The 15,604-nt window shown below is 55.5% G+C and carries 11 protein-coding genes and 1 pseudogene; 4 read left to right on the top strand and 8 right to left on the bottom strand.

Translation table 11 applies throughout. From position 1 onward, the window contains the following. Positions 1-82 precede the first annotated feature (82 nt). Positions 83-1,024: a WecB/TagA/CpsF family glycosyltransferase gene (locus RB_RS02730; RefSeq protein WP_007335847.1), complete on the top strand. Its 942-nt coding sequence runs from the start codon at positions 83-85 to the stop codon at positions 1,022-1,024. A gap of 54 nt (positions 1,025-1,078) precedes the next feature. Here RB_RS02730 and RB_RS02735 read toward each other — a convergent pair whose 3' ends face one another. Then, complete coding sequence (locus tag RB_RS02735; protein ID WP_164922674.1) at positions 1,079-2,299, bottom strand: S49 family peptidase; 1,221 nt, start codon at positions 2,297-2,299, stop codon at positions 1,079-1,081. A 937-nt stretch (positions 2,300-3,236) separates the two neighbouring features. Here RB_RS02735 and RB_RS27980 point away from each other — a divergent pair. Further along, positions 3,237-3,608 (top strand): annotated as a pseudogene (locus tag RB_RS27980) (O-antigen ligase family protein); the annotation flags it as partial. A 304-nt stretch (positions 3,609-3,912) separates the two neighbouring features. Here the strand turns inward: RB_RS27980 and RB_RS02745 are convergent. Then, the gene (locus tag RB_RS02745; RefSeq protein ID WP_164921408.1) at positions 3,913-6,627 is read right to left on the bottom strand and encodes an adenylate cyclase; all 2,715 of its coding nucleotides are present in this window, start codon (positions 6,625-6,627) and stop codon (positions 3,913-3,915) included. 303 nt (positions 6,628-6,930) lie between these two features. Here RB_RS02745 and RB_RS02750 point away from each other — a divergent pair, with 303 nt between their 5' ends. Beyond that, complete coding sequence (locus tag RB_RS02750; RefSeq protein ID WP_164921409.1) at positions 6,931-7,890, top strand: deoxyhypusine synthase family protein; 960 nt, start codon at positions 6,931-6,933, stop codon at positions 7,888-7,890. A 31-nt stretch (positions 7,891-7,921) separates the two neighbouring features. Here RB_RS02750 and RB_RS02755 read toward each other — a convergent pair whose 3' ends face one another. From RB_RS02755 to RB_RS02775, 5 genes are all read right to left on the bottom strand, one after another. Next, entirely contained in the window at positions 7,922-8,401 is a 480-nt protein-coding gene (locus RB_RS02755) for a hypothetical protein (RefSeq protein WP_164922675.1), read from the bottom strand. Positions 8,402-8,477: 76 nt separating this feature from the next. Then, positions 8,478-9,530, bottom strand: coding sequence for a nucleoside hydrolase (locus RB_RS02760; protein WP_011118345.1), 1,053 nt, complete (start codon positions 9,528-9,530; stop codon positions 8,478-8,480). 181 nt (positions 9,531-9,711) lie between these two features. Next, positions 9,712-10,161: a hypothetical protein gene (locus tag RB_RS02765; protein ID WP_011118347.1), complete on the bottom strand. Its 450-nt coding sequence runs from the start codon at positions 10,159-10,161 to the stop codon at positions 9,712-9,714. Then, positions 10,158-11,642, bottom strand: a complete 1,485-nt coding sequence (locus RB_RS02770; protein WP_164922676.1) for a TIGR01777 family oxidoreductase — start codon at positions 11,640-11,642, stop codon at positions 10,158-10,160. Before RB_RS02770 ends, RB_RS02765 begins: the two co-directional genes overlap by 4 nt. Positions 11,643-11,676: 34 nt before the next feature. After that, positions 11,677-12,699, bottom strand: coding sequence for a sigma-70 family RNA polymerase sigma factor (locus RB_RS02775; protein ID WP_011118349.1), 1,023 nt, complete (start codon positions 12,697-12,699; stop codon positions 11,677-11,679). A gap of 460 nt (positions 12,700-13,159) precedes the next feature. On the opposite strand from RB_RS02775, the gene RB_RS02780 reads away from it, so the two are divergent. Then, positions 13,160-14,050 (top strand): helix-turn-helix domain-containing protein, encoded by an 891-nt coding sequence (locus tag RB_RS02780; RefSeq protein ID WP_007335835.1) that lies wholly within the window; start codon positions 13,160-13,162, stop codon positions 14,048-14,050. A 94-nt stretch (positions 14,051-14,144) separates the two neighbouring features. Here RB_RS02780 and RB_RS02785 read toward each other — a convergent pair whose 3' ends face one another. Further along, a complete protein-coding gene (locus tag RB_RS02785) occupies positions 14,145-15,431 on the bottom strand; it encodes a L,D-transpeptidase family protein (protein ID WP_011118352.1) in 1,287 nt (428 codons plus the stop codon). Positions 15,432-15,604: the final 173 nt, after the last annotated feature.

Consider the following 15,604-nt stretch of genomic DNA (forward strand, 5'->3'; position numbering starts at 1 on the left):
GCATGGGCCCTCTCTGAATGACGGGTGTTCCGATTGTCGCGGTTGGATCGATTTTTCAACCACTCATCGAATACGTCCCACAATGAATTCGGCTTCCCCCGTCAGTTCTTATCCCGCTTCCTCGACTTCGGCGTCTTCGGTCGTTGTGCCTCCGGCTTCGCGAACGGCGACCGAGAAATTCCAATCGGGACCAAGGTTCGAGACGACCGTTGTCACAAAACACGAGCAATCGGTTGTCACCGCACCACCATGCGTGCGTGACACCGTGAGCGTTTGGGACGTGCCGTTTGATCGTTTGGACATGTGGGGATCGGTCGACGCAATCGACCGGTTGATCGCCGCTCGGACGCCTCAGTACGTCATCACCGCCAATTTGAATTACTGCATGCTGCATCATCGATCGCCGCAGCTTCAGCAAATCACCCATCGAGCGGCATTGGTGTTGGCCGATGGTCAGCCGATCGTTGCTCGCAGCAAATTGACCGACCGACCGTTGCCTGAACGAGTCGCCGGTAGCGAACTGATTGTGCATCTGTGTGGACGAGCCGCCCAACGTGGTCACCGGGTGTACTTCTTGGGCGGAGAAGCAGGTGTCGCAGAAAAAGCTTCCAAGCGTTTGAAAGCGATGTATCCAGGGTTGCAGATCGCCGGCTGTGAATCACCTCCGTTCCGCAAACTCACCGCGGAGGAGCAAGCCGCTCAAGACGCGAGAATTCGCGACGCTGGGACGGATTTGTTGTTTGTCGCTTTCGGGCAACCCAAAGGCGAGCAATGGATCGCTGAACACGCCGCTCGGATCGGTGTCCCCGTCAGTATTCAACTTGGTGCTTCGTTTGACTTTTTGGCCGGAACGGCAAAGCGAGCCCCAAAGATTTTCCAAAGCATTGGCATGGAATGGGCTTACCGAATGCTCAGCGATCCAAAGCGATTGGTGCCGCGATACATGTCCAACATCGGTTACCTGTTTTCTGCTCTGACGACCGATTGGAAGAATACGGTCAAAAGCTGGGGCATGACCTCGTAAGAGGTGAGCGGGAAAGGTGTGTCAGATAACTGATACCCATCTTTCCCGGCCTTTTTAACCACCGTTGGCGGTAACGATGCTGGGGTCAGGTTGCCAAAGGTACAGGAACGTCGGCATCGAGCTGCGATCCAGTCCAGGCAACTGGATCGGCAAAATGGAAGTCATCGGAACGTTTGGAGTGACGTCGAATTCCGACATCGCTCGATCGTTGTCTCGTCGCAACAGAACCAACGCGGGGGAGGAAGACAGTCCCGCCATTCGGCCGGCCAGAGATACCGCGTCGTCGAGGTAGCCGGTTTGGTCGACCAAGCCGATCGTTTGAGCGTGCAGGCCTGATACCACGCGTCCATCAAACGGGATCAAGTCGCTCGGCTTCAACTCTGCGTCGTCCATGTCGTCGCGATCCAGATCACCAGCGTCCAGCTTGTCTGCGTCTGATTCATCCAAGTTCGACTCGTCGACTTCACTGGTGACCACCAGTCGCTCGCCACGTGATGAACGCACTTGTTCGATGAAACGCTGGTGGAATTCGTCGGCCATCGATTGCAGCAGGTCTCGTTCTTCTCGCTGCATCATTCTTTCGGGTGATCCGACATCGATCTTGTCGCCTGATTTGATCGGCAACGAAACGATATTGAACTGACCCAACGTGTCTTCCATGTTGTAGTTATTCAGGATGACGCCGATCCCACCGACAACCGATGTTGGATGCGCGACGATTGCGTCGGCGTGGGTGGCCAAGTAGTAAGCGCCGCCGGTGCCGGTCGTCATCAGGCAAGCAACGACGGGTATGTTGCGATTGGATTTGAGATGCTGGAGTTGATGCGCGAGCATATCCGATGCCGTCACACCGCCGCCGGGCGAATTGATTCGCAGGACGACCGCCAAAATGGTCGGATCGGATTCGATGTGTCGCATCTTTTCGCGGAACAACGAGACCGGGTTCTCACCCATCGATCCAAATCCGCTGAAGTTTTGATCGATCAGCAATCCGTCCACATCCACGATCGCGATGCGTGATTGAGAATCAGACGACTTCGCGTTGATCTGGACCGCACGAACCGGAGACGCCGTGTTGTCGGTCTTGCTGACCGTGGTCATCGTGCCGTTCATGTTGATGTCGCCATCGACACCCATGTCTCCGTTAACGCCCATGTCGCCATCAATTCGCATGTTGCCGCCGACCAACGCACGCACCGGATGAGAGCAACCGGCGATCCAGCACGCACAAACAGCCAACGCAACCACACCGTATGTGCGGAGCGGCCAAGTCATGGCAAAGCGACGATGATTTTCGCGGCGCGACACTGGGTTTCCTGACGCGAGCGGACAAATGGGAACGGACGAACGCTGAGGGCAGATCGCCTGTCTGATCGAATCGAACGTTTCGCTCGGGAGAATGAGTTCGATGCATGCAATTGGCACGAAGCTCAATACAGGAAAGGTCGTTGCAACCGTCAAACTTGATGATTCGCTTCATCCAGAAACGCCGGTGGAGATGCGGTGTCGACCATCGAGTGAGCTATTGTTCCGCATGACCTTGCTTCTCATTCTGATTCTGTTCGCGATCATTCCTTGGTCCATTCCGATCTTGCACAACGCTCGCACGTGGACGTTGGTGATGGCGGTGTTGTTTCTCGGGACCGTGTTTGGGCCTGCGTTCTTCGCGTTCAACGGTTTTGTCCAGATCAGCTTGGATCGTTTGCTCTGGGTCGCAGTGATCGGAGTGGCCGTGTTCCGTGTCCTGACGGGCGAGAACAAGCTGCCGCGTGTGACTCGAACCGATGGCGTCGTCCTCGGCCTGGTCGCAATCACATTGCTGAGTTGTTTGCGATTCGGAATGTTTGGTGACGGTCAGCCGCCAATCGCCAGATGGCTGTTCTACATGGCATTGCCGTGCAGTTTGTACGCGGTGATGCGTACCGCCACCTTCACTCGACAAGACATTCACCGAATGGTCACCGCTCTAATCGCGATGGGAGCGTACCTGGCGTTCACCGGCGTGATGGAAATGCTGGATCTCCGAGCCCTGGTGTTCCCTCGGTTTATCAACGATCCCGAAGTCTGGGAATTCTACGGGCGAGGCCGCGGACCCCTGTTGAATCCAGCCGGAAATGGAATTTTGCTGACGCTGGCTTTGGCCGCGTGTGCAAGTCGCTTTCTCGATAGCGGACGCCACGGCAAAGCTTGGTACGCGTTGTTGGCTTTGCTCATGTTGGCAGGCTGCTATTCGACGTTGACGCGAAGCGTTTGGTTGGGCGCCATCGCCGCCTTGGGTTGGATCGGAATGATCTATGTCCCTCGCCGCGTTCGAATCGTCGCACTGGCCGGCGTGGTCGTATTCAGCGGTGCGATGGCGATGGGATTGAAAGATCAAATGATGAGCATGAAACGCGACAAGGCGTTGAGTGCCGCGGACGCCGCCAAAAGCGTCGAGTTGAGACCCCTGCTGGCTTTGGTGGCTTACGAAATGTTCCTGGACCGACCGTTGGGTGGCCACGGGTATGGCAACTACTTCGATGCGGCGGAGCCCTATCACGCGATTCGGCGGCACGGTGTGCCTTTGGAAAACGCCCGGCCTTACATGCAACACAACGTCTTCTTGTCGACGCTGGTGGACTTGGGACTCTTCGGTTTCAGCATGCACTTGTTGATGCTGATCGGATTGTTTTGCTTGGCGTGGCAGCTTGCTTCGGCGAAACATGCCGATGCGACAGGTTCACAGATGCGGGCAACTCTTTGGGATCCTATCGCCGAGGATCATCGCCGAACCATCGGCATTTTGATGCTGGGGTTGCTCAGCGGTTACGTGTGCAATGGAATGTTCCATGAAGTCGGTATCATTCACATGGTGCACATGTATCTGTTCGCCATGGCTGGCGTTTTGGTCACGTTGCATCAAACGGCGGAATCAACCGTTGCGAATCCGATGCCTCGTTGGAACCCTTTTCTTCGTTGGACACCCACCGTGGGTGCCGCCCACGAGGCGGCCTACGGCGGGAAAACTCCGTTGCACGGTTAGCACCGGGGCGGATACCGTTGAACCACTTTTCGGCCAAACGCGGGTCAGAACTCTCAGCGGCCCATTCATCGGGCATCAAGCGAATGGACTGAAGTGCATCGGGGAGCGAAATCGATTCGTTCACCGACAATTCCATCAGCCATGCCAAAGCAGCCAAAGGCTCAAACGCGGTGCTGGACAATTCCAGACCCATCAGCGAGACACTTTGCAGGCGAGCACATCGTGCAAGTGTAGAAATACCTTTGTCGGTCAGCGCGGTGTGGTCCAAACGCAGACGTCGAAGGTTCTTCAGGCTCGGCAGATCTCGCAAATCGTCATCGCCGATCGTTGTTCCCATCACGTTGATTTCTTGCAGTCCGGGCCAGGACGCGAAATGTTTGCCCAGTCCTTCGGGATAGTCGGTGCCCGGCAAAATCAACGAGTGCAATTGGCGACTCTGCGTCAGGCTGCTGAGCGTTGCTGAATTCAACACGCCTCGTTCCAAGGTGAACGACAACAAGTGCGGCACTCGTTCAACTTCGATCTGGTCTGTGTTTGGACGACGAATGTCGATCTCGGTCAGGCGAGGCAGATTGACCACGCGAATAGTTTCTGCACCGGGAGCAACACGCAATCGGCTGACCAGCGATTCCAGATTCACCAGCTCGATGTGTTTGGCTCGCAGGGTTCGTGTGCGGAAAGCTCGCTTGAGTTGTGGTTGGTCAACAATCCGGATTTCTTCCAGCTCTTCCCAAGGCAGTTCCAAAACCTCCCAATTGCTGTGCATCGCCAGCAATTGTGGGACGACTTCGGGATCGATCTCAGTACCCGAAACCGACAATTCACGAAGCGTGCTGACGACTTGCAGTTCTTCAAGTTGTCGCGGATCGAGTTGACAGTTTTCGAGGGTCAGTGATTTCAAGAACGAGCATGACTTCAATTTCGCCAGGTCACACGTGGTGAGGTTCATGCCATCAAAATTCAGCGTGCGAAGTGATGGCAACGACGCGGACCAAGCCATCAACCCCTTCGTCGATTTTTGCGGCAATGGAGCGGGGCCAGATGCGACCGCGGCAAGGAAGCGAGCGCCGACAAATTGAGGCGGAGCTTCCCAGCCTCGCGCACTGCGACGAAAGCGACCGTAGCCGCCTGGTGCAGGTCGGGTGATCCGAACATCGTGCAGCCGTGGACACTCTTCGATTTCCCATTCGTCAAAGTTTTCGCCAGCCAACTCAAGCTTGGTCAACGAACTGAGACCGGACATCTTCAGCGATGATACTCGCGCGATGTAGCCGTCTTCTCCGTCCGAGTTGCTGAACCGCATCGAATAGGAATCGATGCCATGCAGTTTGGTCAAACGTGGCAACTCGAGGAGGCTCAAGTCGACGGGGATGCCCGCGTCGATTGAAAGCTCCGTCAATGCGGGCATCAAACGAACGGTCAACTTCAATTCGTCCGCGTTGGTTCGGCGATTCGGACGCAGATGTCGAACAGAAAGTGATTGCAGTCGATTGGCGTCTTCGAACAACCAAGTTCGAGGGCTTGGGCCGATGGTTTGAATTTCCAGCATCGTTAGCGAAGGCACCAACAGGTCTTCGGTGCAAATTGCCGATGCTTGGATGCGACGTAGCGACAAGGAAGCCAACCGATTGAGCGATTGAATCTGAATCTTCGCATCGGAAGATGGTTCCGCTTGTTCGTCGCTGGATTCGAATGACATCGAGACGCTTCGAAGCGACGGCAATTGTGCCAACACCGAATTGGCGGCTTCGACGCTGGGGACGTTGGTCCAACGAAGACCCGTAACCCAAGGGTTCTCTTGGATGGCCTGCAGCGTTACCGGATCGATCTCGCCATTGAGTGCGATGAAGTCGAGCGATTTGTAGTTGCTCCAATCGATCGATTCCAAATTCGATTCACGATGGCATTGCAGTTGGAACGCATGGGTCCAAGGACCGCGAAACGCGAGAGGCAAATTGGCCACGATGGGATGGTTGGTCGATCGAACCAACGTGACCATGGTTTCACGCTCAAACGTTCGCAACCGACGTTGAGTCTCGTAGAAGTGAGCGACCGTGGCGATGAAACCGACCGATGCGATGCCGACCAACGCGCGACGGTATCGAGTGTTGTCGTTCTGATTGGGCGACCACAGGACATTCCAAGGCGATTGTCCCGGACGAATGTTGTAGGCCGCGATTCCAGCCAACGCGAGAACGCCGATGCAAAACCAAATGTCGATCCACAACCCCAGTCCAAACGTGCTCCAACGGTCCAAACCGTCGACGCCTTCGTTGTGGGACATGCGGGCTTGGTAAGCGTCCAGCGGGAATCCACCGATATACCAACGGTGCCGCGGCGAGTCTGCTTTTGGATAGGACGCGTCTTCGCGATCCGTGTCAGCGACGTGCGGTCCAGCGGGGGGGACTTCGCTGTCGGTCACCATCACGTGCGTGGCATCACGAAGGTAATTCTCCGTGACCAATCGCGGTTTCCAAGCAAACACGACCAGGATCCCGAGGATCGAGAGCGTCATCGCCGTCCGGATCCAACGACGGTAAGTGGGCTTCAGAGACGCACTTCTGGATTGCAGCTTGTTCATAGTGGATCCAACATCAAGGGATGCAAAATGTTTCGCTCGAGTTTCAGAATTTGCACCTAAATTGGTTGGTGCCCCCAATGACTGCAACGGCGGTTTGGACGGAATTCATGAAGCAAAACTGCTATTGATCCCCTGACGACACTGAGCCGAGTGAACGGTAAGATTCGGCGCCATCGCCAAGTGTTTATTTTTTTGCGAAGTACCGCAAAATCACAGCTGGATGCACATTCGGGGCTGAATCGGTCGCTCACCGCTGCCGTGGACTTCAGTGCTTCACTCCTTCGTATTGGTTACCGATCTTTCATGAATGTCACGAAATTTTTGGAAACGCATTTTCGCCACTTCAACGCGCGTGAACTGTTGGCGTCGGCCAAGGCCTACGGCGAATTTGTTGACGGTGGCGGCAGGATGATGGTGACCTTGGCGGGAGCGATGAGCACCGGCGAATTGGGGCTTTCTCTGGCCGAAATGATTCGCAAGGGAAAGGTACACGCCGTCACGTGCACCGCCGCCAACCTGGAAGAAGACATCTTCAACTTGGTCGCCCATGACGAATACGAAATCGTAGAGAACTGGCGAGCACTCTCGGCCGAAGACGAAGTCGCCTTGCGAGACCGAGGTTTCAACCGCGTCACTGACACTTGCATTCCCGAAACTGTCATGCGTCACTTAGAGGACCGGTTGGTGCCCATGTGGCAAAAGGCGGCCGGTGAGAACGCCGCTCGTATGCCGGTCGAGTACATGTTCGACCTGTTGGACGATGACGGATTGGTTCAGCATTACCAAGTTCCTCGCGAAAACAGTTGGGTCGCCGCGGCGAAGGATGCTGGCATTCCGGTCTTCACTCCCGGCTTTGAAGACTCAACATTGGGCAATATTTACACCGCCCATGTCATCGATGGCAGTGTTCCTGGCCACGGTGCCTATGCGACCGGCACCAAACAAATGCAGCAATTGGCGCAGTGGTACCAAGCGACCATGAAGGACCCGATCGGGTTCTTCCAAATCGGTGGTGGAATCGCGGGCGACTTCCCGATTTGCGTCGTCCCGATGTTGATTCAAGACTTGAAGCTGGACATCCCATTGTGGGGCTACTTCTGTCAAATCAGCGATGCGACGACCAGCTACGGTGGTTACAGCGGAGCGGTGCCGAACGAAAAGATCACTTGGTACAAGATCGATGCCGACTCGCCCAAGTTCATGATCCAAAGCGACGCAACGATCTGTGCTCCGTTGGTGTTCGCTCACGTGCTGGGTTGGTGATCCCAGCCGCGATGGAGGAAGCGTCCATCGATCAGTCGCTGCTTTGGATCTGTTCGATCAGCGACTGACGCTCTCGCATGTAGCGAGCTCGCTCAGTCTTGTACGTGTTCATCTTCGAGAACGAACTGATCAGTCCTACCACCGCCATGCCCATGAATACCAAGCCGAACAAGGCCATGGGGGCGAACATCACGGCGGCCAAGCAAGTCCAGATCAACGCGAACACGATCACGAAACCAGACACAATGATCATTGTGGCCTGGTTGAGCGGTTGAGTGATCTGGTGCCCGTGTTTGTTCGTCCCGAGCAATTTCAGGCGTCTTCGTTCCCACTGTTCATCCAATCGATCCAGCGCCGCGTTGTGTTTGATTTGCGCGACGTCCTTGACCAAAGCGTCCGTCGTTTGCTTCAGATCCTCCAGCAACTCAGTGGAGTACGACGAACCGGTGTGATGGATCGCCAAGCTCGCGTGGCAAAAACCACAGGTGACGAACTTGGCTTTCGCCTTCACATCGATGGGCGCACCACAATGGTCGCAACGAAGAGAGATCAGACGGGCACTCATGGATGTCAGAATCCTTTCTGGTTCAATGCACCGGATGCGGTGGTTCGCTGGACAGCAACTGCAACGCTTCCAACGTTCTTGCGATTTGTTCGTTGTTCAATGTGAAGTACTGATCCCGACCGTCTGCGTTTTCCTCAAACGTGGTCAGTCCATCGTCGGCGACGGTGACTTTGCCGACCGAAGTCAGTCCAAAGTAATTGCGGGTCGGCCGCACCAATTGCAGCACACATGTCAGGTCCCAAGTCGGGCGGTCGTGCGGCGGCGGGTTGTAAGCGATATACGCCTCGGCCAAAGGATGGTGCTCCACGTAACCGTAGTCCTGCTCGATGCTTTCGTGCGGGTAACGCAGTGCGATTCCAATTTCGTAGCCACTCCACAAAATCGGCGTCGGCCATTCCTTCGCCAACTTCTGCGCGGCGGGAATGTCTTTGACAACGTTGTACTCTTTGTGGTCATAGGGCTGACCTTTGTTGTTCATGATCTGAGTGAAAGCACCCGCCATCACGCTCAGTTTGGCAACCTTCTTCTTGACCAATTCCAAGCCTGTCAGCGGGCTGATGTTGTCGGCGGATGAGTCCAGTAGATTGACCAAGTTGGTTGAAAATCCAACCTGAGCGATCACGACGCTGCTGTCTTCGGCCTTTGCTAGAGTACGACGCAACACCTCGACAGCATTGGGCGCATCTTTGCCACTTCGCAAATCGTGTGGATAACGGTCCTTGCCATTGTCCTGGATCGCGGCCAATCCATTGAAGCGACCTTCGCCGTTGGTGACATCGCTGCGGCAAACGCCAATCGGAATGTCGCCGCGACCATAAAACGTGTTGATCACGTCTGCGAACGGAGCGGCCAGTTCGTGGTCCTTGGTGATGGTGACAGCCAACAACTCACATTCACCGCGTGATTGCAAAGCATGGATGACTCCCATGGCAAGTGCGTCGTCAACGTCGTTGCCGAGGTCCGTATCAAAGATCAGTTGAACGGGTTGGTCGGCACGAAGCATCGCAGGGGAACTGAGCAGGCCGAAGCAGAATGTGATCGCAAGCGCGAGCGATCCAAATGTTTTTTGGGACATGGGATGCGGGAGGTGGGAATGGGGAGGGAATCATCGAAGCGTTTCGGCATGCGAAACACGGAGGCGTATCTTAACCCAAACCCATGGACGCAACACGCTGGTTCGCCGGAACGATCGACGCTGATGCGACGGCGGCATTTCCAGCGATCGAAGACTGGTCCTGCGGAGAACTCAACCGAGGTTAAACCTTGGCCGGCAGCAGGGTCCATAACGCCCAACCGACCAATATTCCACGAATGGACCACGCGATTGTTCGAATCCAATTGGTTGTCACCAGCGTCGAATAGACGTCCGGCTGAAACCCCGAGGCAAGCTTTCCGTGTGCCGGTACTTGCAAGGCGGCGGTGCTGGTCCAAATCACAATCAGCAAAACAATTCCTGCCACGGCCCAGGTCAGTGGGACATTCCCCGGGCGAGTCATCAACAATCCGGCGGCCGTCGCGATTTCAATCAGCATCGGCACGGCGACGATCGGAGTGATCAACCGAGCGTGATCAGAGGCGTAACGAGCAAAGACATCTTCTCCAACGCGGTCGAACATCTTGTAGTGGACGATCTGTACCATCCAAATCAATCCGACCATGTACCAGGTCGACAGTGCATTGAGCAGCAACAGAAGATTCGCGTTCATGCGGTCGCCTGCGTCGCCGGTTTAAGTTCTTTGCCCAGAAGCGTGCGCAAGCAATCCTTCAAATCAGTGAAGCGAAACTTGTATCCCGTCTGTTGCAATTGTTCAGGCACCACCCGCGAACTAGCCAGCAGCAGCGAGTCAGCCATTTCGCCCAACGCGAGACGAAGAGCAAAGGCGGGGGCCGGGAACAGAGCCGGTCGGTTGAGTACCTCACCCAACACCTTCGCGAATTCGCGGTTCTGGATGGGATCGGGTGAAACGAAGTTGACCGGACCGTTGATTTGTTCGTTGTGAATGCAATGGACGATCGCGCCGACAACGTCATCCAAAGCGATCCAAGACCACCACTGCCGCCCGCTACCCAATTTTCCGCCCATCATTTTCGCTGGCAGCAACATCTGTTGGAGTGCACCGCCCTTTGGTGACAAAACGATTCCAAACCGCGTGTTCACAACTCGGATGCCAGCCTCTCGTGCGGGTTGGCACGCATCTTCCCACTGCCGAGCGACATCGGCCAAGAAGTCGTCGCCATCAGCGGAAGTCTCGGTCAGGATTTCTTCACCACGATCACCATAGATCCCTGTTGCCGATGCACAGATCAGCACCGGCGGTTTCTGTTGCAGCTTGGCCAATCCCTCGCAAAGGGCCTGAGTCTTCTCAACGCGACTTTCGCGAATTTGTTTTTTGAACTCCGGCGTCCACCGTTTGCCCGCGATGCTTTTGCCGGCCAGATGCACAACCACATCGACCGATTCAAACTTTTCAAACTCAGGCGGATCACCCCAGGCAGCAACCGATTCTTCGTCACCGTGATCATCGCGCGTGATCGTCAAAACTTTGTGCCCGAGCAAGGTCAGTGTCGTGCAAAGAGCGTTGCCCACCAAACCGCTCGAACCGGACACTGCGATCGTCTTGGGACTCATTGGGTAGTCAGCCATCATCTGCAAATCATCCTGAGTGACGCGGTGGCGATAGGCGAACATCGCTTCGATGGTTCGACGAGCCTTGCCGCTACCAAACACCTTGCCGGCAACTCCCGCAGGCAATTTGTACTCGATCGCATCGGTAAGCTGGGAACGGTCTGAGCCGAGCGACTCGAACAAATGCCGGTGAGCCCAACGAGCGAACGGACCGGAGTCTTGTACATCGGCAAAGCCATGAGGTGGATCGTACCACACATGGCGGGCTTTCCAGCGAACGGGGATGCCCGCGATCTTTGTCTTCAGGACGACACGGCTTCCTGGTGCCAGTGACTGATCCGAATGTTCGACTTGAACGCTTTCCCAAGGCGGAGTCAGCCGATTCAGACAACCGGGGCGTTCATGGTAAGCAAACGCGTCATCGAGACTGACGGGCAATTGAACCGTAGCGGCGTAGTGTTCGGTTCCTGCTTGAGGTTGACACTCTTCGGGTTGCTGGGAGCTTTCGCCACCACCGGGACAATGCGGATCTGTCCGTGGATGAAACTTTACTAGAAGAATGATTCGAGTGGTCGGAGTTTGATGCCACCGGATACTACGCTTCCAACTCTGCCAACTGGACGTCACCAGCCATCGCACGGAGTTTGTCCATTGCGCGGCGTTCGAGCTGACGGACTCGTTCCTTTGAGACACCCAAACGATCGGCCAGCGATTGCAGTGTGTGAACTTTGCGGTGAGGCCCGAGTGAGAACCGAGCGCGAATGATGAATTTTTCGCGACGATCCAAATCGCCCAGCATCACGCTGAGTCGACTTCGCAATTCGTGCCATCGTTTTTCACTGATCGCGGAAGAGCGTTCTTCTTCACTGACATCGATATCCATGTCCTGCAGCCCCCCTTGGACCTTTTGGCGTTCTTGTTGCTTCAACACAACGGTTCGGTATGAGTTTCGACGGACAACCTGGGTTGCGTAGGTGCTGAATCGGAAACCGCGATCGAAGTCGAATTTTTCAACCGCGCGAATCAGAGCAACAATGCCGTCGCTGAGCAGATCATCAAAGGTGTTGTTTGGGTTGACGAACTTCTTGACGATCGAGAATACGAGACGCAAGTTGGCTTCGACGATTCGGTCGCGGTGCCAGTCAGCCAGGGCGACAAACAACTCGATCAATTCCAATCGGTGCCGCGAAGGACGCTCAGGGTTCAGGACGCTGCGATGGATCGCCGCCTGTTGCAACAGGTAGTTCATTCGCTCGAACAACATCTTTTCTTGTTCGGGCTTGAGCAGAGGTGCTTCACACAACCGCCCCAGGTGAATCGGCAGGTCAACTCCGCTGCGGCGGATCGTAGCGATTCCGAGTGCGGTTTCCCGAGGAGCCAAACCGAGCGATTGCGAAAAGATCCTCTTGCCCTCTCGGACCGATGTGAACTTTTCGTTTGAGATGAAGTCGATTTCTTGACGCAGCCGGCGTTTGGTCAGCTTTCGCAGAGTGGCGTGGTCCTCGTTTGTGATGTCCGTCAACAACGGCTGAACCTCAGCCATCGCTTGGTCCAATTCCGAACAGTTGAGCCAGGCGGGGCGGCGGGCGGGAACTGTGGAAGCGGTGAGGGTTGGCATTTTTCGACCTTTTCGAATGGCTGGCTTGATGGCTGATAGCTAAATCGCAGGGTCAGTGAACGAGGTGCCGACTTTGGAAGTCACCCAGCGGCGAATTCGAGTCAACGTTCTCTTCCAACCCAATGGACATTGCGTCGTGAGTTCCGCAATTGATGTGCCGAACGATGCACTTGCGTGAACGTTTGGGTCTTCCAAAACGTTCATAACGTCCATTGGTATATCGGCCTGCAAAACCGAATGCAAGCGAAATTCCCGTCGAATAAAGAATTCCTTGTATTTGCAAAGTCAAAAATCGTGGCGAAACGATCGGAGATCGTTCACTGCTCGAGCGAGTGATGAGCGATAAACGTCCACCATTGTCAGCCGATTACACTGGAAACGTTCAACTGAGGTGTTTAAAACGTTCACCTTGTCCCGCAAAACGTTCTCTTCGTTCTTCTCTCTCATCCCAGTGTGTCTCGTGGCAGCCCGTCAGCCCCAGTTCTCACCGAAAGAAGTCGCCGCGGCGATGGAGGTTAGCGAGTCGTCGGTGAAGAGATGGTGTGACAACGGCACAATCCCGGTCATCAAAACAGCGGGCGGCCATCGCCGGATCACTCTGGACGCGTTGCAGGCGTTCGTTCACGCCAACGACCGCTGCTTGCTGAAGCCCGAATTGTTGGGGCTGCCTCAGTTGTCGCCGGATCGGACGACTCGCATAGAAGGTAACGAAGACCCACTGAATCAAAATTTTCGCGATTCGTTGGCCCAAGGTGACGAAGCGGCCTGTCGGAAGTTGATGGCTCAGAAGATCGCATCGGGAAACACGCGAAGCGAAGCGGCTGAGTCATTGATCACCGATGCCATGCACGGTTTCGGTGAAGCTTGGGACTGCAACGAACTGGATGTCTATCAAGAACGCCGTGGATGTGACATCGCGATGCGATTGATCTACGAGTTGCGTTCTGAGATCCCATCACCCCCCAAGTCCGCTCCGATCGCGATCGGCGGTGCACCCGAAGGGGATCCGTACCAGTTGCCAACGATGCTGGTCGAATTGGCACTTCGCGAAGTTGGTTGGAATGCGACCAGTCTCGGCAATGACCTTCCCATGGAAAGCTTTGTCCAAGCGGCTCATGATTACGACCCGCAGATGGTTTGGATGAGCGTTTCCTCGGTCAGCGAACCGGGGATGTTTGTCGCGGCTCAAAACCAGTTGGCCGATTCGTTGGGAGAAGATGTCCCATTGCTAATCGGTGGGCGAGCGCTGTGTGACAAGTTGCGACCGCGATTGCGATACACAGCTCATTGCGATTCGCTTCGTCACTTGGTCGAGCTGGCCGCTTTGATGCGGCTGAATCGGCAAAAGTAGTCCTCTGAACGTCTCGGCGTCCTGAAGGCTTGGCGTCGCTCGGACAATGACCGAGCGACGATTCGAGTGTCTTCAAGCGAGGCCGGCCGAACCACTACCGGATCGTGACCGACGATCCTTCGGAAAGAATGCCGAACACGTCTCGCGAATAGTTGCCAGCCAGGCTGATGCATCCCTTGTCGGTTGGAGCGTTCGCATCGGGGCTTCCGTGAATGCTCAAACCAGATCCCAAATCGATCCACATCGACCCGTAAGGGTTGCGTGGGTTCCCAGGCGGAATCGGTGTTCCCGACATGTCGTAGTAAGTCTTCGCGGATTGCTTTTCTTGGATGGTGTACGAACCAGGTTTTGGTGCTGGGTCGTTTCCGACGGCGATTTTGAATCGTCCTGCGTACAAATCCCCCAGGAACAGCGTCAGTTCTTGGTACTTCAAATCGATGTCGCCACGAAATGGGCCGCGAACGACTTTCAAATCGGTGCCTGGCAGGATGGTGACGGGATCATCGACGCCGTTGATGTTTGCCAGCAATTGCCACGGCACTTCATACTTTTTCGCGATGTCCATCAGTGTTTCGTTGGGACCCACGCGGTGCGGTTCTGCCAACAAATGCTCCGCCGAATAAATGACTTCGGCGGCCAATGGGTCAAGACGACTGAGCAATTCGTCGCGTTGCTCGCTTGTCAAATTGGGTGTTTCGTAGAACAGGCTGAGTGTTGCCAATGCTTCTCGTCGACGATCGGAATGATACTGCCGATCGGCGGTCGCAATCGCGTTGCTCAAACCGGCCGAAGCGATCGCATTGGATTCAGTCGCAACCACATCGGGTGTCGATTGTTTGGACGGCTTCACCGACGCAATCGCGGTGTTCGGATCTGGCGACTGGTAGGTCGCTCCGGTCGACGTGTATTCTTGGTTTGGATTCAGTTGAATCGGTGTGCTTGAACCAGGCGTCACCTCAGGCAAACGGCTTGCTTGCATATCAGCGGCGGCAGAATCCAAATCAGACATCGAGAACGAACTAGATTCCGTGCCCAAATTGTCCGTCGCCGAAGCTGGTTGCGATGGGATATCGGCAAAGCTTCGATTGACGGAATCCATCGACATCGGATCGGATGGTGCGTCGAGTCCGGCGTCGAAGTCGGGGCCATCAAGGGCCGAGTCCAAGTCTTCGAACCCGCCGTTTGCTGGATCGTTCAGTCCGACATCGGATTGAGCGTATGAGTCTGCACCCGCCGCCGTTCCGTCATCAATCCCGAACTCCGAGAGGGGGTCGAGGGAGCCTAAGGCTTCAGGAATCCCATCGCTGATATCAAAAGTATCGGCGTCCACGATGAGGTCCCGCGCCACTTCAGGCGGCAATGCATCTGGCGGCGTCGTCATCGAAATCCAGGCCCCGTAAAGGACCGTCGTCATGAGTACGACAATGGCGGCTGTTTTCAAAGTCTGCACGGCGGTAACTCCCCTGCCGGGTACGTGCTCACAAGGTGAATTTTGTAAGTGTTGCCTCTTCCATAGTGCATCGAAAGCGTTCAAGACCAGACCAATCTTTGGGG

Source organism: Rhodopirellula baltica SH 1 (assembly GCF_000196115.1).
In the GTDB taxonomy this organism is placed as follows: Bacteria; Planctomycetota; Planctomycetia; order Pirellulales; family Pirellulaceae; genus Rhodopirellula; species Rhodopirellula baltica.

Bases quoted from the DNA above. Each gene is read 5' to 3' on its own strand.
- RB_RS02785 (WP_011118352.1), bottom strand. From the start codon at position 15,431: ATGACGACGCCGCCAGATGCATTGCCGCCTGAAGTGGCGCGGGACCTC.
- RB_RS02750 (WP_164921409.1), top strand. From the start codon at position 6,931: ATGAATGTCACGAAATTTTTGGAAACGCATTTTCGCCACTTCAACGCG.
- RB_RS02760 (WP_011118345.1), bottom strand. From the start codon at position 9,530: ATGTCCCAAAAAACATTTGGATCGCTCGCGCTTGCGATCACATTCTGC.
- RB_RS02735 (WP_164922674.1), bottom strand. From the start codon at position 2,299: ATGACTTGGCCGCTCCGCACATACGGTGTGGTTGCGTTGGCTGTTTGT.
- RB_RS02745 (WP_164921408.1), bottom strand. From the start codon at position 6,627: ATGAACAAGCTGCAATCCAGAAGTGCGTCTCTGAAGCCCACTTACCGT.
- RB_RS02775 (WP_011118349.1), bottom strand. From the start codon at position 12,699: ATGCCAACCCTCACCGCTTCCACAGTTCCCGCCCGCCGCCCCGCCTGG.
- RB_RS02765 (WP_011118347.1), bottom strand. From the start codon at position 10,161: ATGAACGCGAATCTTCTGTTGCTGCTCAATGCACTGTCGACCTGGTAC.
- RB_RS02730 (WP_007335847.1), top strand. From the start codon at position 83: ATGAATTCGGCTTCCCCCGTCAGTTCTTATCCCGCTTCCTCGACTTCG.